The organism is Clostridium sp. BIOML-A1 (assembly GCF_009874105.1).
In the GTDB taxonomy this organism is placed as follows: domain Bacteria; phylum Bacillota; class Clostridia; order Lachnospirales; family Lachnospiraceae; genus Coprococcus.
Window position 1 is genome coordinate 33,933 of record NZ_WWTL01000003.1, and the last position, 20,806, is coordinate 54,738.

Consider the following 20,806-nt stretch of genomic DNA (forward strand, 5'->3'; position numbering starts at 1 on the left):
ATATGGATTTCATAAATTAATGTAGAAATTATATTGAAAAAATCTAATATAATTTGGATTGTATATCTTTATACTATGTAAAAACAGAACAGGCGGTAACCCTCAACCGGGGCATTTTCAAACCATAGCATGAACGACTGAGTTTCAACGATTCGATGCTGCTGCAAAGGACACAACGAATGTATCGTGTCCGGCGCAGCATGCAGATCGAATCGAAGTTGAAATGAAGGTAGTCATGCGTGTTTGAGAATGCCCCGGTTGAGGGTTGCTGCCTGTTCGTTCGTGCTGAGTATATTTACAAGCTGATCTTCTTTTCGAGGAGTACGGAGCTTCCGATATAGCTTGCCACCATTACTACGAAGTAGAGTGCGATCTGTGGAATCATGGCATACATGGCTTCCATAAATGTTGTATCCGGTCCGGGATTGGACAGATGGGGAATCTTAGAAGCAATTACAGACAGGATCACATAGAAGACGATGAACAGTACGAAACTGATAAAACCTTTAATCTTCTTTGTCTGAAGAATGGTGGAGCATACCGATACCGCAAGGTAAGCAAGTGTGATCGTCATAAAGAACTGGATCAGGAATACAAGGATAAATGCCAGTAATCTTAAGATAACGCCGCCCAGGGAATATCCCCCCATTTCAAGAATATTGCTTAGGAAATCATAAAAAGTATCAATGGAGTCATATGTGGAGTATGCCAGGCTGAGATCTAAGGTCAGTAAGCCGAATATAACAGCAACGATTATTGCACCTGTCAGCAGGATGGATAACAGTTTGGCGCCGATTACTTTATAGCTGGATATAGGAGCCATAAAGACCAGATATCCCGATTTGTTTTTCAGATCCTGACTGTAACTGATTATGCCGTAGATCAATACAAACAGGTAACAGCAGAAAGCCGCGAGAATAAGCAGGGCAATAGCAATAACAGAGTGATCTGCATGTTCGGTTAACGTACCAATGAGAAAGTAAAGCTCAATGGCAGCAATGACGATCCCTACGATCAGAAGTGGAAAGATTCCACGGCGAAATTCATATTTTAACATTTTTAACATAATTGAATACCTCCCAGTTTATGCGTAGATTTCTTTATACATATCAACAATGGATTTGCCCTGTGCGATACGAAGTTCTTCTGCATTACCCTGTAATACACAGGTTCCGTTTTTGATGAAGATGGCATGATCAATGATCTTTTCCAGTTCATCCACCAGATGGCTTGACATGATAACGGCAGTGTCATCTGAGATATTAGACACGATTGTATGAATGATCTTCTCGCGGGCAATGATATCGATGCCGTTTAACGGTTCGTCTAACATAATAACTTCCGCATTTCTTGAAAGCGTTGCAACGATCTTAAGCTTTGCCATCATACCGGATGACATCTCACGCACTTTTTGCTTTGGATCCAGATCCATTTCCTGTAACAGTCGCATGTATTTGTCATAATCAAAATCAGCGAAGAAATCACGATAATATTTTCCGACATCAATGCAGTTCATATAACCGAAGAAATAGGCTTCTGTAGGCATATATGCAATATGCGCTTTGGCTTTGTAATCTAATGGACGGTTATCCATTGTGATCGTACCGGAGGACGGTTTTGAAAGCCCGGCGATCATTTTCATAAGGGTGGATTTACCGCTTCCGTTCGGACCGAGTAGAGCATAAATGTTACCGGATATGATATCCAGTGACAGGTCCGAAACAGCGGTCGTACTCATATACTTTTTTACTAAGTGTTCACATTTAATCATAGTATTCATTCCTTTCAATACTTGTTTTTACAGGGAATAGTAGTCCTGCAATAATCGGATGATCTCTTCCGGCGTATATCCCATGCCGGTGAGCTGTTCATCCAGAACTGTAAGAATCTGCTTTAACTGTTCCTGTTTCAGCCGATCAATTACCTGAGGATCTTCTGTTACAAATGTACCAATTCCACGTTTCGTATATGACAGTTCGAGAGATTCCATCTCGTTATAAACCCGGGCTGCGGTGTTTGGGTTGATGTCATATTGGATAGCAAGCTCTCTGGATGATGGGAGCTTGGTACCAAGTGGCAGGGCACCTGTAATAATCTTCTTTTTTATATCATCGATGACCTGAAGGTAGATCGGCAGGTTTGATTTAAATTCCAAATGCTTTCCTCCTAACTACTGTACTAGCCAGATAGTATACCAATACACTTAGGATGTCAAGCATAAAAAATAAATTTATAAATATTAATTTGCCGGCAAAAACTTCCATTTACAGGTGATTTGCCGGATAAAGGCTAAAATTAATGAGAACAATTCTTAAAAAGGTGTTCAAACCTGACAAAATATGTGTTAGTATAGACTTATCAAAAGTAAATTCGGAATAAATTATTGGAGTGAACAGGTATGGCAGAGAAAAGAAATACAAAACAAAAACAGGTTATATATTCGGTTATAAAAGAATTAAAATGTCATCCGACTGCCCAGCAGCTTCATCAGATTCTTATGGAGAGGGGATATAATATAGGTGCATCGACCGTGTACAGGGTGCTGGCGGATGCGGTTGATGACGGCATTATCATGAATGTATTCTCATTTGATAAGAATGAACATTTTGACGGCAATCCGGTTCCACATTATCATATTATCTGTACTAAATGCGGAAGAATCTTCGACAGCCATGTCCCATATGATCCTGAGATCGATGAGCGAGGCAGACTGGCGGATGAGGACTTTATCATTTCATCCCACAATCTTGAATATGTCGGCATTTGCCCTGAATGTCAGAACGAGCAGGAATAACACCATGCTTTATAACACACACTATCAGGATTTATATAAGATTGCATAAAATATAGCATACACATACAGCAACACCCATATGGTTGTTCCATTATAACATGACATATACGAGGATTTCGTTGTGAGCTGCACATTGTCAGTAAATACGAGTGCCTGTTTGAGCCGAAGGCGAGTTGGCACAGGAGTATTTACGAATCAGACATGTGCTGCGAACAGAAACCGCAGTAAGTCATTTATAGTGGAATAACCATATGGGTGTTGCTGTATGTGTGTGCTATATTGCAATCTTATATAAAACTTGAACAACCTGTCAAAGCATGGTGTTATTCCTGCTTTTTGTTATCTTCATTGTCTTTCTTGTCAAAGACTTCGAATTCGGCGTCATTATTCTGGATGGTGGAGATCACCTTGGCAGATTTTACAGGACGCATCGGATCGGTCATTGGATTCTGGATGAAAGTCTGGCTTGATGATGGCAGGACAACATTCTGACCAAGAATGGATCTGCGGTCACGGATTGCACGGCGTCTGGCACGTTCTTCTGCAGAGAGCTGTTCCTCATCTTCCATATCTTCATCATCTTCAAGTTCTTCCATGTCTTCGTCTTCGATTGAAGAATCAATATTGGAATCTTCGGAATCAGCGCTTTCGTTTGCAGTGCCTGCATCAGATTCATCCAAATCGTCTTCTTCCGGTTCTGCATTTCCGAATAATTCATCGAAATAGGACTGCTCGATATGGATATCAAAATCTGCTTCGGCGTGTCCGACCTCATCCTTGCAGTCGTTATAAATCTTTGTGTTATACGTTTCCTTAAGCTGTTCGATCAGTTCTTTATCATCATACTGAAGCTGCTCCAAAATACGGGCAACAATGATTCCCTGATATTCGTCGCTCCAGCCATCTTCGAGCTTGATCACGATACCGAGCTTCCGGCTTCGGATCGCCATACAGATCACACCTCTGGAACCGTCCTTCATAAGAAGATCCGGGTTCTTATTTACATAGTAAGATGGTGTAAAGTAATCGTTGATCTTTTCAGGATGCTTATTAATACAGTCGAAGTTATAGGTGATTGCTTCCCGTATATCATCCGGCAGGTTGAACGGATCTGCAAGTTTTGCATAAGCAAGTGCGATATTACGCATTGGAAGTGCAAATACCGGAACACCACAGCCGTCGATTCCTAGACTGATCCGGTAAGTCGGAGTCTGGCTTAGCATGGATAAGAATGAAATGATCTGCTTCTGGACAGGAGAGTCCGGAAGCTGGTAGCCGGTGACTTTTCCTGTTAGTTCACGCTGCAGCATCATAAGGCTTAAGTGCTTGCCGGAGCAGCAGTGCTGCAAACGGCTCTTGCCCTCTACAGGATTTAGCTTGGAACCAAGTGTAAGCTTGTCCGCAAGCGGTGTTGCAGATGTGGAGATCGTTGGATTCATGATCATATCTTCTTCTTTTAAGCCCGTTTTTTCCATGATGCTCTGAAGTACATAGATGTGATGATTACTGCCCCAGTGAGAGGAATTACAGATCGTTACTTCTTCCTCGCTCAGGTTATATTTTTTATGAAGACCTGCGAGCAGGGTAGGAAGCACCTGGATCGGTTTGCTTGCGGAACGCATATAAGTCTGGCGCTCGATATCACCGGTATAAGCAATCGTTTCGCCGGTTGATGAAACAATAGCAATAGATCCATAATGTACATTTTCAACAACATCGCCACGGTATTCTTTTACTAAAATTTCAGCCATAAGTTCTTCTTCCTTTCATCTTCGTATACTCAGGCATTTGTGGGATGATGACAGGTCAAAATCTGTGTAACAGCCTGAAGGTATATCGGTAAAATAATTAATTAGAGTTTATCACAAGTAGAAAACCATTTCTACCCGGAGAATATAGGAAAGAAATTTTTTTAATCAAAAATGCACAGTGAAAATTGTTAAAAGATACATGGAAAATTCATGCAAAATATATGTTTATTTTGTAAAAATGTTTAAAATTTCTATATTCTTTCAACTTTTATTGTGAAAATGCAATAAAAAACTTTGCTTATTACAAAAACAGTGGTATAATGCATTTATATTAATACGCACGAAGGGGTGACATTATGATTAAAAAAGAAATGATAGCCATGCTTCTTGCAGGAGGACAGGGAAGCCGTTTAGGCGTTCTGACCTCTAATCTGGCTAAGCCGGCTGTAGCTTTTGGCGGCAAATACAAGATTATCGATTTCCCATTAAGCAACTGTATTAATTCAGGTGTTGATACAGTAGGTGTTCTTACACAGTACAGACCACTGAGGCTTAACCAGCATATTGGAATCGGTATCCCTTGGGATCTGGATCGTAACATAGGAGGCGTGACAGTTCTTCCACCATACGAGAAAAGTGATAACAGCGAATGGTATACAGGTACTGCAAATGCTATTTATCAGAACCTGGAGTTTATAGACTATTATAATCCGGAATATGTTCTGATATTATCTGGTGATCATATCTACAAGATGGACTATGAGAACATGCTGGAATATCACAAATCCTGTGATGCAGATATCACACTTGCAACATATCAGGTACCATGGGAAGAAGCTAGCAGATTTGGCGTTGTAATTACAGATGAGAACAATGTTATTTCAGAATTTGAGGAGAAACCTGCAAATCCTAGAAGTAACAAAGCATCTATGGGTATATATATATTCAGTTGGAAGGTGCTTCGTGAAGCACTTGTAAAGATGAAGGATCAGCCGGAATGTGACTTTGGTAAGCACATCATTCCATACTGCCATTCAAATGGCAAGAAGATCTGTGCATATGACTTCAAGGGTTACTGGAAGGATGTAGGAACACTTGGTTCTTACTGGGAAGCAAATATGGAGTTAGTAGATATTGTTCCTGAATTCAATCTGTATGAGGAGTTCTGGAAGATCTACACCAAGACAGATGCGATCCCACCACAGTACATAGATGCAAGCGGCAGAGTAAGCAGATGTATCATCGGTGAAGGAACAGAGGTATACGGCGATGTTGAAAATTCCGTTATCGGTTCCGGTGTTACGATCGAAAAGGGTGCAGTCATCCGTAATTCGATCATTATGAATAACGCAACGATCGGTGAGAATGCATATATGGACAAGGCTATCATCGCAGAGAATGTTAAGATTGGTAAGGATGCTAAGCTTGGAATCGGAGAAGAAGCTGTCAATGAATTCAAGCCACAGATTTATTCATTTGGACTTGTTACGATCGGAGAGAACTCAGTTATTCCTGATGGTGTAACAATCGGTAAGAATACTGCTATATCTGGTGTGACTACTCCGGAAGATTATCCGGATGGCAACTTAAAGAGTGGCGGAAGTATTATAAAGGCAGGTGAATAGAGATGAGAGCATTAGGTATAATTTTAGCAGGTGGTAATAGCAACAAGATGGGCGAATTATCAGCAAAGAGAGCTGTTGCAGCTATGCCTATTACTGGCGGTTACAGAGCTATTGATTTTGCCCTTTCGAATATGACAAATTCCCATATCCAGAAGGTAGCGGTATTTACACAGTACAATACCAGATCTCTGAACGAACATCTGAATTCCAGCAAATGGTGGGATTTCGGAAGAAAACAGGGTGGTCTCTATATATTCACACCAACTATTACATCAGAGAACAGCTACTGGTATAAAGGTACAGCAGATGCACTTTATCAGAACATTAATTTCCTGAAGGAAAGTCATGAACCATATGTAGTCATTGCATCCGGTGATGGTATCTACAAGCTGGATTATGGTAAGGTTCTGGAAGAACACATCAGCAAGGGTGCAGATATTACGGTTGTATGTAAGGACCTTGCACCGGGAGAAGATGATGTGAACCGTTTTGGTGTAATACAGATGGATACGGACAACCGTATCGTAGATTTCGAGGAGAAGCCACTGGTTGCAGGCAACAATACGATCTCAACCGGTATCTATGTGATCAGAAGAAGACAGCTCATCGAATTACTGGAAACCTGTGCAAATGAAGGCAGAACTGATTTTGTAAGAGATATTCTTGTAAGATATAAGAATGTAAAGAAGATTTATGGATATAAGATGGATACTTACTGGAGAAACATCGGAACCAAGGAGTCTTACTATAAGACAAACATGGATTTCCTGAACAGAGATGTAAGAAACTATTTCTTCAAGCAGCATCCTGACATCTACTCCAAGGTGGAGGATCTTCCACCAGCAAAGTATAATGGGGAAGCGGTTGTGAATAACAGCCTGGTAGCAAGTGGATGTATCATAAATGGTACTGTAGAAAATTCAGTATTATTTAAGAAGGTATACATTGGCAACAACTGTGTGATCAGAAATTCTATTATTCTGAACGATGTACACATTGGGGATAATTGTGTAATTGAAAACTGTATTGTAGAAAGTAGAGATACGATCCGTGCAAATACAGTTCATCAGGGTAGCCCGGATGACATCAAGGTTATCGTGGAGAAGAATTTCAGATACGCATTGTAGCAGATAAGAAAGACAAGGGGGTACACACGATGCAGGTGACCGATATCAGAGTCAGGGGTGTTGAAAAAGAAGGTAAGATGAAAGCCGTCGTTTCGATCACAATTGATAATGAATTTGTAGTTCATGATATCAAAGTGATCCAGGGTGATAAGGGATTGTTTATTGCGATGCCTAGCCGGAAAGCAGCAGATGGTGAGTACAGAGATATCGCACATCCAATCAATACTGAGACAAGAGAACGTCTGCAGCGGATGATACTTGAGAAATATCAGGAATCACTGGAAGCTTAAGACGTGAAACGGAGCCAGCCACTGTAGATGCAGTGGCTGGCTTTAGTGTTAGTATTGGTATTTATATATGGTAAAGATCTATAACAAGGGGAGAGAAGGTTTATGGAAATAAATAGAGTAATGATATTGTTTTCGGGTTGTTTTTTGATTGTTTGGTCTACTTTCAAATGGAAGATTCCAAATGTGATTTGGAACGCTAAATTAACCAAAGTATGTTCTGTGGCTTTGGGATTGTATAATATTATTTTAGCGATTTGTTATGAAAAAGATTTAAACATTGCTTTATTCATTGTAGACTTTATTCTCTATATTTTATTGGATGTAGGATTTTTAACAGTTAAGTTAAAAAAGGATAAAAAAGGAAAAATAAAGAATCTTCAACTGGGGATTTGCTCCATTTTTGTTATTTTGGCTATGATTATGGTATGTTTTAATTTGAATGAGATTTATGCCAGCATAATGATTTTAGCTGGTGCGATGATGGGGATATCTGTTCCTTTTCAGAAAATGAATTGTGATTAAAGTGTCGATTAATAAAGTGGTTGTGAGACGAAATTCAATAAATAAGTTGTTCATTTAATTTGAGAGGAGATTATATTTATGAAATGTTTATCATGTGGTAAGGAAGAATTTGATGAATGTACGAAATATTTCCACCATATGGTTGAAAATGAAATAGGGATAAAGTAAAATTAGCTGTGGTAATCTCATATTTTATTTGGAGGATAATAGGACAATGCTGAAAGCAATCATCCTTGCAGCAGGCAAGGGAACAAGAATGAAATCTGAAAAGCCAAAGGTTGTGCACGAGGTGCTTGGGAAACCGATGGTATACTATTCGATAGAAGCGGCAAGAGCTGCCGGATGTGATAAAGTCTGTGTGATCGTTGGATACAAGGCAGAAGAAGTAGAAAAAAGTATTAAAGATACTTATGCGAAGCTTGATAAGACAGAAGAAATGCAGGATGTAGTAAGCTATGCACTACAGACCGAACAGCTTGGAACCGGTCATGCAGTTAAGTGTGCTTCTGATTTTATCGGCACGGAGGGAGATGTTGTTGTCCTTTGCGGAGATACACCACTTGTAACCGGTAAGACATTAGAGCAGGCGATCAAGAAGCATGTTGCAGCAGGAAATGGTGTTACGGTTATCTCAGCGATGCTTTCAGATCCATTTGGATACGGAAGAATTATCCGTGATGAGAAAGGCTTATCAAAGATTGTAGAACAGAAGGATGCAACCGAGGAAGAACAGGCAGTTAAAGAAGTGAATTCCGGTATGTATATTTTCAAATGTGATGCATTACTGGCAGCACTTTCACAGATTACAAATGATAATGCACAGGGTGAATATTATCTGCCGGACACCATTGAGATCATCAAGAAAATGGGACTTCCGGTCGATGCGGCAGCCATGGAGGATGCAGATCAGATCAAGGGTGTCAATACACTGGAACAGCTTGCAGAAGCAGAAGAGATAATGAGGTCAAGATAAGATGAAACTGATAGTAGGACTTGGAAATCCGGGAACCAAATATGCGGGAACCAGACATAATGTAGGATTTTCCGTAATCGTAGGACTTGCAGATAAATATAATATAGAATTGAGTGAAAAGAAGCATAAAGCGATCTATGGCAGGGGCATGATAGAAGGAGAGAAAGTGATCCTTGCAATGCCACAGACATTTATGAATCTGAGTGGAGAAAGTGTCCGGGAACTGGTCGATTATTACAAATGCGATCCATCCGATGTGATCGTTGCTTATGATGATATCGATCTGGCAGTCGGCAAGCTTCGGATCCGTGAAAAGGGAAGTGCCGGTGGACATAATGGAATGAAGAATATCATTTCACATCTGGGAACACAGGAATTTGTCCGGGTCCGTGTCGGAATCGGAAAGAAGCCGGATCGTATGGATCTTGCAGATTATGTATTATCCAGATTTGGAAAAGATGAACTTCCGGAGATCAAGGCAGGCTGTGATAATGCCTGTGATGCGATCGCATTGATCTTAAAAGACAGTGCGGCAGCAGCAATGAATAAATATAATTAACTGAAAGATAAAATGTGTTGATCGGAACAGGTCGTATACAGGGTAAAGCTGTGGATACGATCAGACAGGTATAAATAATCAGAAAATAAAAAAGAAAGGGAGCCAGGCTGTATCAGCCTGGCATTTGGCGTCGATATGAAGGCAATCAATGAGCCTGTAAAACATACCGAAAATTATATACAGATAAAGGACTGGTTAAAAGAGCAGGATGGCATCGTCAATATATCCGGAAATGACGGAACAGACCGGGTGTATCTGATGCATGCATTTTCATCCGATGCACATGTAAGGCTGGTCGTAACCTACAGCGAACAGAGAATGGAACAGTTATATGAGGACTTCCGTTTCTATGATAAAGCGGTGTATATGTATCCGTCGAAGGATATTTTATTTTACAGCTCAGATATCCATGGAAATTCTATCACCAGACGGCGGATGGATATTTTCAGACGACTGATCGAGGGAGAAGCCTGTACGATCATTCTGACGGTAGATGCGTTATTTGATAGGATGCCGGATCTGTCCTATATTAAGAAAAATGTGGTGACGATCCGTGAGGCAGAAGAACTGGACGTCGAGGCGCTTAAGAAGTGTCTGGTGGAACTGGGGTATGAAAAGGCAGACAGTGTAGATGGTGTCGGACAGTTTGCTGTGCGTGGTGGTATCATTGATATTTTCCCTCTGACAGAGGAATGTCCATATCGTATCGATATGTGGGATACGGAGGTCGATACCATCCGAAGCTTTGATGTGGAAAGCCAGCGGTCGATCGAACAGGTGCAGGAGATCCAGATCTATCCGGCAAGCGAGATGGTGTTGTCTGATCGCAGGACGGCGCAGGGTATCCGTAAGCTTGAGCAGGAGTTCAAGCCATATTATGAGAAGCTGCGGAAAGAGTTCAAGACAGAGGAAGCTGCCCGTCTGAAGAAGCAGATCGGGGAGATCAAAGAGCAGTTGACTGAGTTCCATGGAATGGCTGGAGTCGACAGCTATGTAGAGTATTTCTACAGTAAGACAGTATCACTTTTAGACTGCTTCCGCACAAAGAATACAGTTATTTTATTGGATGAGACTTCGAGGATATCAGATTATGCGGATAACTATATGGCGACCTTCCTTGAGAGCATGGAGAGCCGTCTGGAGGGTGGTTATATCCTTCCGGGTATGATGAATATTTTATTTACTTATCCGGCAATCGTGCAGAAAATGCAGGCATTTCAGACGCTCGCATTTTCTATTCTGTATCATGAGGATCGGTATTTTACGATCCGGCATGATGTAACATATGACAGCCGTGTAGTTAATTCTTACAGGAATAATTTTGAAGCGTTGATTGCGGATATCGGAAAATGGCGAGAGAAGAATTACCGTATCATATTTATCTCACCATCGACGACCAGAGCAAAACGCATGGTTGAGAATCTGACCAGCCATGATGTGGCGTGCTTCTATTCAGAGGATACCGACCGTGTTCTTTCTGAGAAAGAGGTAATGGTTACGACAGGAAGACTTCGGGCAGGATTTGAGTTCCCGGAGCTGAAGCTGGTTGTGATAAATGAAGGCGACGTCTTTACTGCACGGAGCAGTATGAAGAAAAAGAAGAACCAGAAGCCTCGGTATTCTGGTGAAGTGATCAAGGATTTCTCTGATATCAGCGTGGGTGACTGTGTGATTCATGAACGCTATGGTGTTGGTATCTATGGCGGTATCGAGAAGGTCGAAGTGGACGGTGTCTTAAAAGATTATGTAACGATCAATTATGCAGAGGGCGGAAAGCTCTATGTGCTGGCCTCTGAGGTAGACTGTATCCAGAAATACAGTGATAAAGAGGGCAGACGGCCGAAGATCAACAAGCTCGGCAGCAAGGACTGGGAGAAGACCAGAAGCCGGGTAAAAGGTCATGTTGCAACGATCGCAAAGGAACTGGTGAACCTGTATGCGAAACGACAGGCATCACAGGGCTTTTGCTATTCGAAGGATACGATCTGGCAGCAGGAATTTGAGGAAATGTTCCCGTACGAGGAAACGGATGACCAGAAGAAAGCAATCGCAGAGACAAAGGCAGACATGGAGAGCAGCAAGATCATGGATCGTCTGATCTGTGGTGATGTGGGCTTTGGTAAGACAGAGGTTGCGATCCGTGCGGCATTTAAGGCGGTATACGATGGCAGACAGGTTGCATATCTTGTGCCTACTACGATCCTTGCACAGCAGCATTATAATACATTCAAAGAACGTATGAAGGAATTCCCGGTCGAGATCCGGCTGTTATGCCGTTTCTGTACACCGAAGGAGGTACGGGAGACGATCGCCGATTTGAAGGCCGGAAAGGTGGATATCGTGATCGGAACACATCGGCTGTTGTCCAAGGATGTGGCATTTAAGCAGCTTGGTCTGCTGATCATAGACGAGGAGCAGCGGTTTGGTGTAACACATAAGGAAAAGATCAAGCAGATGAAGACAAATGTAGACGTTCTGACCTTGACAGCGACTCCTATTCCTCGTACACTTCATATGAGCCTGATCGGTATCCGGGATATGAGTGTTCTGGAAGAAGCACCGGTTGACAGACGGGCGATCCAGACCTATGTCATGGAGCTTGATCCCGAACTTGTCAAAGAAGCGATCAAGCGTGAGCTGGCGCGGGATGGTCAGGTATATTATGTATATAACCGGGTAAATAATATAGAGATGGTCACATCGGAGATCGCATCCCTTGTACCGGATGCAGTCGTTGAGTATGCGCATGGCCAGATGCATGAACGACAGCTGGAGGACATCATGTACCGGTTTATCAATCATGAGATTGATGTGCTGGTTACTACGACGATCATCGAGACAGGCTTGGATATTCCGAATGCAAATACCATGATCATTCATGATGCAGATACATTTGGCTTATCCCAGTTGTATCAGCTCCGCGGCCGTGTCGGTCGTTCAGATCGGAATGCATATGCATTTCTGATGTACCGTCGGGATAAACTTATTAAAGAAACTGCGGAAAAGAGACTGAAAGCAATTCGGGAATTTACCGATCTTGGTTCCGGAATCAAGGTGTCCATGAAGGATCTGGAGATCCGTGGCGCGGGAAATATCTTAGGCGAGGATCAGTCCGGTCATATGGAAGCAGTTGGTTATGATCTGTACTGCAAGATGTTAAATGATGCGATCCGTCAGGAGATGGGCGAGAAGGTTGAAGAACGGTTCGAGACAACCGTACAGCTTCCGGTGGATGCTTATATACCGGCTGAATATGTCAAGAATGAATTTATCAAGCTGGATCTGTACAAGCGGATATCACATATCGCATCGGATGATGACTATGACGATATTATTGACGAATTAAATGACAGATTCGGAGAGATGCCGACAGAGGTTCTGAACCTGCTTGATGTATCTTTATTAAAGGCAAAGGCAAATCGTGCCTATATAACCAGCATTATGCTGGCGGGGGCGGAACTACGGTTTTCGATGTTTAAACAGGCGAAGATCGACACAGCAAAGATTGATTCGTTATTAGATAAATATAGAGGAAGCATGAAATTTGTGATCGGCAACAGTCCGTCTTTTGTGCTTAAGATGAAGACGATCACAGAGAAAGAGATCTGGAAGCAGGCGAGAGCGGTTGTAGCCGATATCGCGGAGCTTGCAGAAGAATAAAGGATGATCAGCATACCGAAATCTGTAATGTTTGCAGGGCGATGCAGACACCGAAATCGGTGAGTTGGAAGAACAGGAGGTTTGGTGGATGAAACGCAGAATTCTAAAGGCTATTTCTTTGATCTGCGCATGTGTGATGTTACTTACACTTGCAGCGTGCGGAGAAGAGAGTCAGGATAATACAGGAAAATATATTGTATTCAAATTCGGAAATGACAACATTTATTTGGACGAGGTGTATATCTATGCACAGACAACCATTGATGAGTACGAGAAAGAATACGGCAGCGACATCTGGGGCAAAACGATCGAAACGGATGGCGGTATTGAGATGGATGTCGAGGAAATGGCAAGGCGTGAAGTAATATCCAACATTGTCCAGACTAAGGCATTGATCGCACAGGCAGATGAATACAAGATCAGCCTGACGGAGGAAGAACAGGCACAGGCAGAACAGGAAGCGGAAGATTTTTATAACAGTCTGACCGATGAGCAGTTGAAGGAAACCGGCATGGAGGCAGATACACCATCCCGTGTTCTTCAGGAGAATGCACTGGCGAAGAAGATTTACGATCATGTCATGAGCGATTCCTCTGCCGAGGTATCCGATGAGCAGGCAAGAATGACGACATTTTACGATATGTTCTTTGAATGTTATTATGAGGATGATTTTGGAAATATCGTAGTGTACAGTAAGGATAAGATTGCAGAACAGAAACAAAAAGCGGACGAGGCTTATACTTCGATCAAACAGCAGTTATCGGACAATCCGAACCTGAATATTACTTTCCTTGGCCACACAAACAACCTGCGATATGCCGGAAGCCATACGATGAGTAAGGATCAGATCCTGGAAAGCTATGGACAAGAGGTGCTGGATACTTTATATGATATGCAGGATGGAGATATCTCCCCGGTTATCGAGACTGAGAATGGCTATCATATCTTTCAGATGACATATCTGACAGATGAGAAAGCAACCGCTACGAATAAAGCGGAGTTGACAAAAGAGGCAAATGATGCCTATTTTAATAATCTTTTAACGAACTGGGTATCAAAGATTGATAAAGATTACACTTATTCCAAGAGCGTAAATACCGATGTGTATAGTATGATCACGTTTAGTTAATGGGATAGAATAAAAATGTCCATGGTACATTTCGTACCATGGACATTTTTTCGTCTGTTTATTTTCTTCCTGTTGAGCCAAATCCCCCTTCACCGCGTACGGTATCGGATAATTCATCTACAGTATGGAAACAGCCGGTAATGTATGGAGTGATAACAAGCTGAGCAATACGTTCGCCACTTTCGATTGTCTGATCAACATTAGAGTGATTGTGGAGTGCTACCATGATCTCTCCACGGTAATCAGCGTCGATAACGCCTACTTTATTGGCAGGTGCAAGACCACGTTTGCAAGCAAGACCGCTTCTTGCATAGACCAGTCCGGCATAGCCGGCCGGAATCTCGATAGCCAGTCCGGTGTGGATGAACTGGGTTTCTCCGGCAGCAATCGTTACAGGCTCATCCATGCAGGCATACAGATCTGCTCCGGCAGCAAATTCAGAACCATAAGAAGGAATCGTCGCATTTTCATTCAGTTTCTTAATGTTAATATCAAATGTGGCCATTAGAAGTACCTTCCTTTCTCGTCCCATAAGACTGCTTTCTTGGCAGTCAGTGATTTTGGAACATCTAATATTCTCTGATTTGTGGAACCCCTGAATCGCAGATCCAGAACTTTTTTCTCTTCAACAAATTCGCCATCGACTAAAACATCCAGATAGGACAGGAATTTGTGAGTGAAATCCCACTGATAATACATCTTGTCCAGAACGTCTTTTTCAAAATCGTAGCCGGTATAGCACCAGATCGTTTTATCCGGGTAAGTAGATTTGAACTGTTCCAGAAGTGGAAGCAGACCCTGCTGGTTGACGAATTCCAATGGCTCGCCACCCAGCAAAGTAAGACCTACAATATGATCCGGCTTACAGAGTTCAATGATCGTATCGATCTCTTTTTGCGTAAAAGGCTTACCTGCGTTGAAATCCCAGGTATCCTGATTAAAACAACCTTTACAGTGGTGTGTGCAGCCGGATACGAACAGAGAGGTTCGAACTCCGGTTCCGTTTGCAATATCACACCGTTTGATATCCATATAATTCATAATTATTATTTCTCCCATACAAAAAGTATGGCCCGCATTGCCCTCTACGACATGCAGACCATACAAATTGAAATTATTAATGCACTTAGTTAAAAATCGGATGTAAACTGTTCATACAAGTAAATACTTTATGCATAGCTTTAATATAAACCAATTTTTTCAATATAGCAAGTGTTTTTATAAAAATTCCGGTATATTCTGATCGTATGTGGTATATGTCTTTATCTGTGGTATGGCTGAACCACATGCATCAGACCTGAATTCTACAGGTGTAATACTCTGGAAGCCATTTCTTTTGTTTTGCCGACGTTCCAGAAGTTCTCACCGAGATAACCACAGGTTCTTCTTGTAACGTTCATTTTTGCATGGTCTTTGTTACCACACTGAGGACATTCCCATTCGCCGTCTGAATTAATGATAATCTCACCATCATAGCCACATACATGGCAATAGTCAGACTTTGTATTGAATTCAGCATACTGGATGTTCTCATAAATGTAACGAACCACTTCTGCAAGTGCATCCAGATTGTTGCGCATATTTGGTATCTCGACATAGGAGATTGCACCACCGGATGAGATCGTCTGGAACTGACTCTCAAATCTGAACTTGCTGAATGCATCGATCTTCTCACGTACATCAACATGGTAAGAGTTCGTGTAGTAGCCCTTATCTGTAACATCCTTGATCGTACCGAAACGCTCTTTATCAATACGGGCAAATCTGTAACATAAGCTTTCGGCAGGTGTTCCGTATAATCCGAAACCAAGTCCGGTATCAGCCTTCCATTTATCACAGGCTGCACGCATTCTATTCATAACCTTTAAAGCAAATTCTTCACCGACAGGATCTGTATGGCTGACACCCTTCATCAGGATAGAAGTTTCATACAATCCGATGTATCCAAGCGACAGAGTAGAGTAGCCGTTGTGAAGCAATGGATCGATAACCTCACCCTTCTTTAGTCGTGCAATTGCACCATATTGCCAGTGGATAGGACTGACATCGGATGTGATACCCTCCAGAGCTCTGTGACGGCACATCAAAGCGTCATAACATAACTGGAGTCTTTCGTCTAAGAGTGACCAGAATTTATCCTCATCACCTTTTGCCAGAATTCCGATCTGTGGAAGATTCAGGCTGACAACTCCCTGATTGAAACGACCTTCCCATTTGTAGTTGCCATTTTCATCCTTCCAAGGAGAAAGGAAAGAACGACAACCCATACATGAGAATACATTTCCTTCATAGTTCTCACGCATCTTTTTGGCGGAGATGTAATCAGGATACATTCTTTTTGCAGAACACTTAATGGCAAGACGAGTGATATAATCATATTTGCCACCCTTTAAGCAGTTGTGTTCATCCAGAACGTAGATCAGCTTTGGAAATGCCGGTGTCACATAGACACCAACTTCGTTCTTGATACCCTCTAAACGCTGACGGAGGATTTCTTCTATGATCATGGCATTTTCTTCGATATATTCATCATTTGGATCAAGATTCAGGAATAAGGTTACAAATGGAGACTGCCCATTTGTAGTCATTAAGGTGTTGATCTGGTACTGGATTGTCTGAACACCGGAACGAAGTTCATCGTTCAGCCTTTCTTTTACCAGTTCCTCTAATGTATCAGCATCCAATCTGTCTCCAAATTCTTCCTGATATAATGCTTTATATTTGTTATAGCTCTTGCGCAGATATTTTCCAAGGTGACGGATATCAACGGACTGACCACCATACTGGCTGGAGGCAACGGCTGCAATGATCTGTGTAACAATCGTACATGCAACCTGAAAGCTCTTAGGGCTCTCGATCAATTTGCCGTTCATGACAGTGCCGTTGTCGAGCATATCTCCAATGTTGATCAGACAGCAGTTGAAGATAGGCTGTAAGAAATAATCTGCATCATGAAAATGAATCGCACCTTCTTCATGGGCTTTTGAGATCTTTTCCGGAAGCAGGAGCCTCTTTGTAAGATCTTTTGAAACCTCGCCTGCGATCAGATCACGCTGGGTAGATGCAACTGTTGCGTTTTTATTCGAATTTTCTTCCATAACATCTTTGTTTCTGTTCTTGATCAGACTGAGGATCGAATCATCAGTTGTGTTTGCCTTACGAATCAGTTCACGGCTGTATCTATATATAATGTAAGTCTTGGCAAGAACAAACTTCCCCTCTGCCATGAGCTTTTGTTCAATGATATCCTGAATATCTTCAACCAGCATTCGTTTTCTGTTTTTTGCTTCGATGCCGTCTATGATCTCTTCGATTTTTTCTTCAGAAATTTTTTCGCAGTCTTCAACTTCGGCATTTGCCTTCTGAATGGCAACGATAATCTTGCTGCGATCATAGGATACGGCTCTTCCGTCTCTTTTGATTACCTGCATTTTTCTATTCTCCTCCTAAAATGGTTATCTAGATATTGAGTGCAATATTTGCTCGACCCACAACATATTGCGTCGTGCGCGAAAAAAAGACAAAAAAATGAACGATTTAAAATCTGTGAGACTAAAAAATCGTTTTGAATATTTTGTAACTCTATGTCCCCGACAGTTACACATTATAGCATCACCATTCTGGTTTGTCTATATCAAATGGTACAAAATATTGAGAAAAAAATAAAGAAACAATACTAGATATTGTGTTGCATGGGAAAATGTGATTTAACGTTCGAGCGGTGCTTGATAATATGTGAAATTGTCGGAAATTGTATTCGGAGGACCGGATACTGTCGAAGTATTGCAAACAATTGAAGATATAACGATAATGTTATATAGTTTGTGACATTTCTATGAATTGCGTAAAATAGCTTTATTTTTAATAGAAAGTGTGATATAAAGCTATGATAGGTGATACCTAATTTTATAATAATATAGAGGTAAGTACAATGAGAAAATTAAAAAAGGGATTTGCGGTTGCTCTTGCAATGGCAATGACAGTATCCATGGTTGCAGGTTGTGGAGATAAGGGTAAAGATGTGACCGGTAATTTGAATAAAGCGACACAGACGGATGCAACAGAGGACAGTACAGAAGCTGATCTGACAATTGATGAATATATTGCCAAGTATGCGGAGGGAGTAACTCTGGGGGAGTATAAGGGTATTGAATATGAGTATGCTCCTGCAGAAGTAACTGAGGATGATGTACAGAAGAAGGTAGATGATTTTGTTGAATCCTGTGCGACATATAATGAGGATAAAACAAGTGCGGCAAAATCAGGAGATACAGTAAATATTGATTTTGTAGGTACTGTAGATGGTGTAGAATTTGATGGTGGTAATACGAACGGTTCAGGATATGATGTAACACTTGGATCAAAATCCCTCATCGACACATTTGAAGATCAGATCGTGGGACATAAGGCAGGAGATACATTTGATGTAAATGTAACCTTCCCGGACGGATATGGCAATGATATGGATGGCAAAGCTGCTGTATTCAAGACTACATTGAACTATATCAAGATTCCTGTGGAAGCAGAGTATAATGATGCGCTGGTAGCTGCGAATACTTCTTATAAGACAACAGCCGAGTATGAGGAATCCATCAGAAGTGAGCTGAAAGCAAGTAATGAAGCAACTGCACTTACATCGGCACAGAATGTTGTTATGACAAATGTTATCAATAAGGCAACAATTGAGAATATTCCGGCAGAAGAGGTAAGTAGTCTGGCAGATGAGATCATTACACAGTTGAAATCGCAGGCAAGTAATTATGGCATTGATTATGCAACGTTTATCCAATATTATTACGGTTATGAGGATGAAGATTCATTCAAAGAATATGTGAATCAGATCTGTCAGGAATCCGTAAAAGAAAAAAAGGTAGTATGCGCGGTTGCAAAGGCAGAAAATATTACAATTGATTCGGATGATGAAACAGCCTATATCAAGAAACTCGCGGAGGAGAATGACGTAACAGAGGATTCTGTAAAGGAACAGTATTCATCTCAGGATCTGATGTATTATACATTGGCTGACAAGGTTATGACTTTCCTTCTTGATAATGGTAAGAAGACAGAGACAACGACAGAAGCAGCGACAGAAGCAACGAGTTCCGAAGAAGAAACTACAACAGAAGCAATAACAGAAGCAAACTAGAGCAGATGTCGAAACAGAGTTCTGTAAATAAAGAATTAATAAGATGAAGTTCTGAGGAGAAAGATTATATTATGAAAATGAAGAAGGTAATGGCTCTGTGTCTGACTGCGGTTGTCGGCATGGGGGTGCTTAGCGGATGCGGAAGCACAAAGAGTGAATTCAGACAGTATGCAAAATGTGCAGAAGTAAAGGATTATGATGGTATCGAGTATGTACCAACGTCCAGAGAAGTAACACAGGATCAGATTGACGAGAAGATTAATTCATTCTGTACAGATAATAATGTAGAAACAAAGGATTATGACAGCGTGATCAAGGATGGTGACGATGTTAATATCAACTACGTTGAAACCATCAACGGCGAGGAAAAGGCAAAGAACGATGACGAAGCCGGAACCAGTATTGTTATGGGTAAGGATGCGTTAGCACCCGGACTTGATGAGCAGATGATCGGATTAAAGCCCGGTGTACAGAAGACATTCACAATCACATATCCGGACGATTATTCAGATACAACGGTTGCCGGTATGGAAGCAAAATTTGATGTAACGATCAATTATATCAAGATAACGACCACACCGGAATATACAGATGACCTTGTGAAGTCGGCTACGGATGGTAAATATACAACAACAGCGGATTATACCAAGTATCTGACGGATGAGCTTCAGAAGGATGCAGATAAATCGGCAGACAATACTGACCGAGCTAATGTGTTAAAAGCAATTAAAGAGAAAACAACGTTTACCAAATATCCGGAAGGCGAGATTGATGCATATGTAAAGAGTGTTATGGATAATATCGAGTCCAGTGCCTCCCAGTATGGAATCGGCGTACCAACATTCTTACAGTATTTTTATGGATACACAGACGAGGCTTCATTTGTTTCCTATCTTCAGAGCACAGTTGAATCTGTAATGCAGGAGAAGATCGTTGTCAGCTCGATCGCGTTAGAAAAAGATCTGGTCGCAAATGATAAAGAGACTGATGCATATAAGCAGAAGTTGATGGATGATAATGAAGTAGACGAGGATACGATTAACTCCAAATATTCAGCGAGCGATCTGAAATTCTATGCAACAGAGGAAAAGGTTCTTGATTATCTGATGGGTACAGCTGTTCAGGTAGATTCAACAGAAGCAAGTTCAGAAGATGCATCGGAAGATGGTTCCACTGAAGCAGAGAGCACAGAGTCAACAACAGAGTCAGCTTCAGAGGCAGAATAAAAAA

At 41.5% G+C, this 20,806-nt stretch carries 18 protein-coding genes; 11 read left to right on the forward strand and 7 right to left on the reverse strand.

What is annotated here, in order from left to right:
• Positions 1 to 295: 295 nt before the first annotated feature.
• Genes GT641_RS02920 through GT641_RS02930 form a run of 3 tightly spaced genes read right to left on the reverse strand, consistent with a single transcriptional unit; the run spans position 296 to position 2,155 of the window.
• Positions 296 to 1,066: an ABC transporter permease gene (locus GT641_RS02920; protein ID WP_161116782.1), complete on the reverse strand. Its 771-nt coding sequence runs from the start codon at positions 1,064 to 1,066 to the stop codon at positions 296 to 298.
• Positions 1,067 to 1,084: 18 nt separating this feature from the next.
• On the reverse strand, positions 1,085 to 1,771 hold the full coding sequence (locus GT641_RS02925) for an ABC transporter ATP-binding protein (protein ID WP_117785219.1): 687 nt from the start codon (positions 1,769 to 1,771) through the stop codon (positions 1,085 to 1,087).
• A gap of 27 nt (positions 1,772 to 1,798) precedes the next feature.
• Positions 1,799 to 2,155, reverse strand: a complete 357-nt coding sequence (locus GT641_RS02930; RefSeq protein ID WP_161116783.1) for a GntR family transcriptional regulator — start codon at positions 2,153 to 2,155, stop codon at positions 1,799 to 1,801.
• A gap of 243 nt (positions 2,156 to 2,398) precedes the next feature.
• Between GT641_RS02930 and GT641_RS02935 the strand changes: the two genes are divergently transcribed.
• The gene (locus GT641_RS02935; RefSeq protein ID WP_008400206.1) at positions 2,399 to 2,794 is read left to right on the forward strand and encodes a transcriptional repressor; all 396 of its coding nucleotides are present in this window, start codon (positions 2,399 to 2,401) and stop codon (positions 2,792 to 2,794) included.
• A gap of 323 nt (positions 2,795 to 3,117) precedes the next feature.
• On the opposite strand, the gene GT641_RS02940 is transcribed toward GT641_RS02935, so the two are convergent.
• Positions 3,118 to 4,545: an asparaginase gene (locus GT641_RS02940; protein WP_161116784.1), complete on the reverse strand. Its 1,428-nt coding sequence runs from the start codon at positions 4,543 to 4,545 to the stop codon at positions 3,118 to 3,120.
• A gap of 356 nt (positions 4,546 to 4,901) precedes the next feature.
• Here GT641_RS02940 and GT641_RS02945 point away from each other — a divergent pair, with 356 nt between their 5' ends.
• From GT641_RS02945 to GT641_RS02980, 8 genes are all read left to right on the forward strand, one after another.
• Positions 4,902 to 6,170 carry a glucose-1-phosphate adenylyltransferase gene (locus GT641_RS02945; RefSeq protein ID WP_008400201.1) on the forward strand — a complete coding sequence of 423 codons (1,269 nt, stop codon included), beginning with the start codon at positions 4,902 to 4,904 and terminating at the stop codon, positions 6,168 to 6,170.
• A 2-nt stretch (positions 6,171 to 6,172) separates the two neighbouring features.
• A complete protein-coding gene (gene glgD / locus GT641_RS02950; protein WP_161116785.1) occupies positions 6,173 to 7,297 on the forward strand; it encodes a glucose-1-phosphate adenylyltransferase subunit GlgD in 1,125 nt (374 codons plus the stop codon).
• A 29-nt stretch (positions 7,298 to 7,326) separates the two neighbouring features.
• Positions 7,327 to 7,587 (forward strand): septation regulator SpoVG, encoded by a 261-nt coding sequence (gene spoVG / locus GT641_RS02955; RefSeq protein WP_008400199.1) that lies wholly within the window; start codon positions 7,327 to 7,329, stop codon positions 7,585 to 7,587.
• Between the two features lie 102 nt (positions 7,588 to 7,689).
• Positions 7,690 to 8,109 carry a hypothetical protein gene (locus tag GT641_RS02960; RefSeq protein ID WP_008400198.1) on the forward strand — a complete coding sequence of 140 codons (420 nt, stop codon included), beginning with the start codon at positions 7,690 to 7,692 and terminating at the stop codon, positions 8,107 to 8,109.
• Positions 8,110 to 8,323: 214 nt separating this feature from the next.
• Complete coding sequence (locus GT641_RS02965) at positions 8,324 to 9,082, forward strand: sugar phosphate nucleotidyltransferase (RefSeq protein WP_161116786.1); 759 nt, start codon at positions 8,324 to 8,326, stop codon at positions 9,080 to 9,082.
• Position 9,083: 1 nt separating this feature from the next.
• A complete protein-coding gene (gene pth, locus GT641_RS02970) occupies positions 9,084 to 9,641 on the forward strand; it encodes an aminoacyl-tRNA hydrolase (RefSeq protein WP_021943169.1) in 558 nt (185 codons plus the stop codon).
• 135 nt (positions 9,642 to 9,776) lie between these two features.
• Positions 9,777 to 13,301, forward strand: a complete 3,525-nt coding sequence (mfd, locus tag GT641_RS02975; RefSeq protein ID WP_008400194.1) for a transcription-repair coupling factor — start codon at positions 9,777 to 9,779, stop codon at positions 13,299 to 13,301.
• 88 nt (positions 13,302 to 13,389) lie between these two features.
• A complete protein-coding gene (locus GT641_RS02980; RefSeq protein ID WP_243104474.1) occupies positions 13,390 to 14,430 on the forward strand; it encodes a peptidylprolyl isomerase in 1,041 nt (346 codons plus the stop codon).
• A gap of 58 nt (positions 14,431 to 14,488) precedes the next feature.
• Here the strand turns inward: GT641_RS02980 and dut are convergent, their stop codons facing one another.
• The 3 genes from dut to nrdD all read right to left on the reverse strand — a co-directional run bounded on the left by dut (position 14,489) and on the right by nrdD (position 17,861).
• Complete coding sequence (dut, locus tag GT641_RS02985) at positions 14,489 to 14,935, reverse strand: dUTP diphosphatase (protein WP_008400192.1); 447 nt, start codon at positions 14,933 to 14,935, stop codon at positions 14,489 to 14,491.
• A complete protein-coding gene (gene nrdG, locus GT641_RS02990) occupies positions 14,935 to 15,471 on the reverse strand; it encodes an anaerobic ribonucleoside-triphosphate reductase activating protein (protein ID WP_044944584.1) in 537 nt (178 codons plus the stop codon). The genes dut and nrdG overlap by 1 nt, the downstream gene beginning before the upstream one ends.
• Before the next feature lie 263 nt (positions 15,472 to 15,734).
• On the reverse strand, positions 15,735 to 17,861 hold the full coding sequence (nrdD, locus tag GT641_RS02995; protein ID WP_008400188.1) for an anaerobic ribonucleoside-triphosphate reductase: 2,127 nt from the start codon (positions 17,859 to 17,861) through the stop codon (positions 15,735 to 15,737).
• A 500-nt stretch (positions 17,862 to 18,361) separates the two neighbouring features.
• On the opposite strand from nrdD, the gene tig reads away from it, so the two are divergent.
• Both tig and GT641_RS03005 read left to right on the forward strand, forming a co-directional pair.
• The gene (tig, locus tag GT641_RS03000) at positions 18,362 to 19,576 is read left to right on the forward strand and encodes a trigger factor (protein ID WP_161116787.1); all 1,215 of its coding nucleotides are present in this window, start codon (positions 18,362 to 18,364) and stop codon (positions 19,574 to 19,576) included.
• 71 nt (positions 19,577 to 19,647) lie between these two features.
• Positions 19,648 to 20,802: an FKBP-type peptidyl-prolyl cis-trans isomerase gene (locus tag GT641_RS03005; protein ID WP_161116788.1), complete on the forward strand. Its 1,155-nt coding sequence runs from the start codon at positions 19,648 to 19,650 to the stop codon at positions 20,800 to 20,802.
• Positions 20,803 to 20,806 lie beyond the last annotated feature (4 nt).

What these genes read in the sequence shown, in the direction of transcription:
- GT641_RS02920 (WP_161116782.1), bottom strand. Translation starts at nt 1,066, where the DNA reads ATGTTAAAAATGTTAAAATATGAATTTCGCCGTGGAATCTTTCCACTT.
- GT641_RS02925 (WP_117785219.1), bottom strand. Translation starts at nt 1,771, where the DNA reads ATGATTAAATGTGAACACTTAGTAAAAAAGTATATGAGTACGACCGCT.
- GT641_RS02935 (WP_008400206.1), top strand. Translation starts at nt 2,399, where the DNA reads ATGGCAGAGAAAAGAAATACAAAACAAAAACAGGTTATATATTCGGTT.
- GT641_RS02940 (WP_161116784.1), bottom strand. Translation starts at nt 4,545, where the DNA reads ATGGCTGAAATTTTAGTAAAAGAATACCGTGGCGATGTTGTTGAAAAT.
- GT641_RS02945 (WP_008400201.1), top strand. Translation starts at nt 4,902, where the DNA reads ATGATTAAAAAAGAAATGATAGCCATGCTTCTTGCAGGAGGACAGGGA.
- glgD (WP_161116785.1), top strand. Translation starts at nt 6,173, where the DNA reads ATGAGAGCATTAGGTATAATTTTAGCAGGTGGTAATAGCAACAAGATG.
- spoVG (WP_008400199.1), top strand. Translation starts at nt 7,327, where the DNA reads ATGCAGGTGACCGATATCAGAGTCAGGGGTGTTGAAAAAGAAGGTAAG.
- GT641_RS02960 (WP_008400198.1), top strand. Translation starts at nt 7,690, where the DNA reads ATGGAAATAAATAGAGTAATGATATTGTTTTCGGGTTGTTTTTTGATT.
- GT641_RS02965 (WP_161116786.1), top strand. Translation starts at nt 8,324, where the DNA reads ATGCTGAAAGCAATCATCCTTGCAGCAGGCAAGGGAACAAGAATGAAA.
- pth (WP_021943169.1), top strand. Translation starts at nt 9,084, where the DNA reads ATGAAACTGATAGTAGGACTTGGAAATCCGGGAACCAAATATGCGGGA.
- mfd (WP_008400194.1), top strand. Translation starts at nt 9,777, where the DNA reads ATGAAGGCAATCAATGAGCCTGTAAAACATACCGAAAATTATATACAG.
- GT641_RS02980 (WP_243104474.1), top strand. Translation starts at nt 13,390, where the DNA reads ATGAAACGCAGAATTCTAAAGGCTATTTCTTTGATCTGCGCATGTGTG.
- dut (WP_008400192.1), bottom strand. Translation starts at nt 14,935, where the DNA reads ATGGCCACATTTGATATTAACATTAAGAAACTGAATGAAAATGCGACG.
- nrdG (WP_044944584.1), bottom strand. Translation starts at nt 15,471, where the DNA reads ATGAATTATATGGATATCAAACGGTGTGATATTGCAAACGGAACCGGA.
- nrdD (WP_008400188.1), bottom strand. Translation starts at nt 17,861, where the DNA reads ATGCAGGTAATCAAAAGAGACGGAAGAGCCGTATCCTATGATCGCAGC.
- tig (WP_161116787.1), top strand. Translation starts at nt 18,362, where the DNA reads ATGAGAAAATTAAAAAAGGGATTTGCGGTTGCTCTTGCAATGGCAATG.
- GT641_RS03005 (WP_161116788.1), top strand. Translation starts at nt 19,648, where the DNA reads ATGAAAATGAAGAAGGTAATGGCTCTGTGTCTGACTGCGGTTGTCGGC.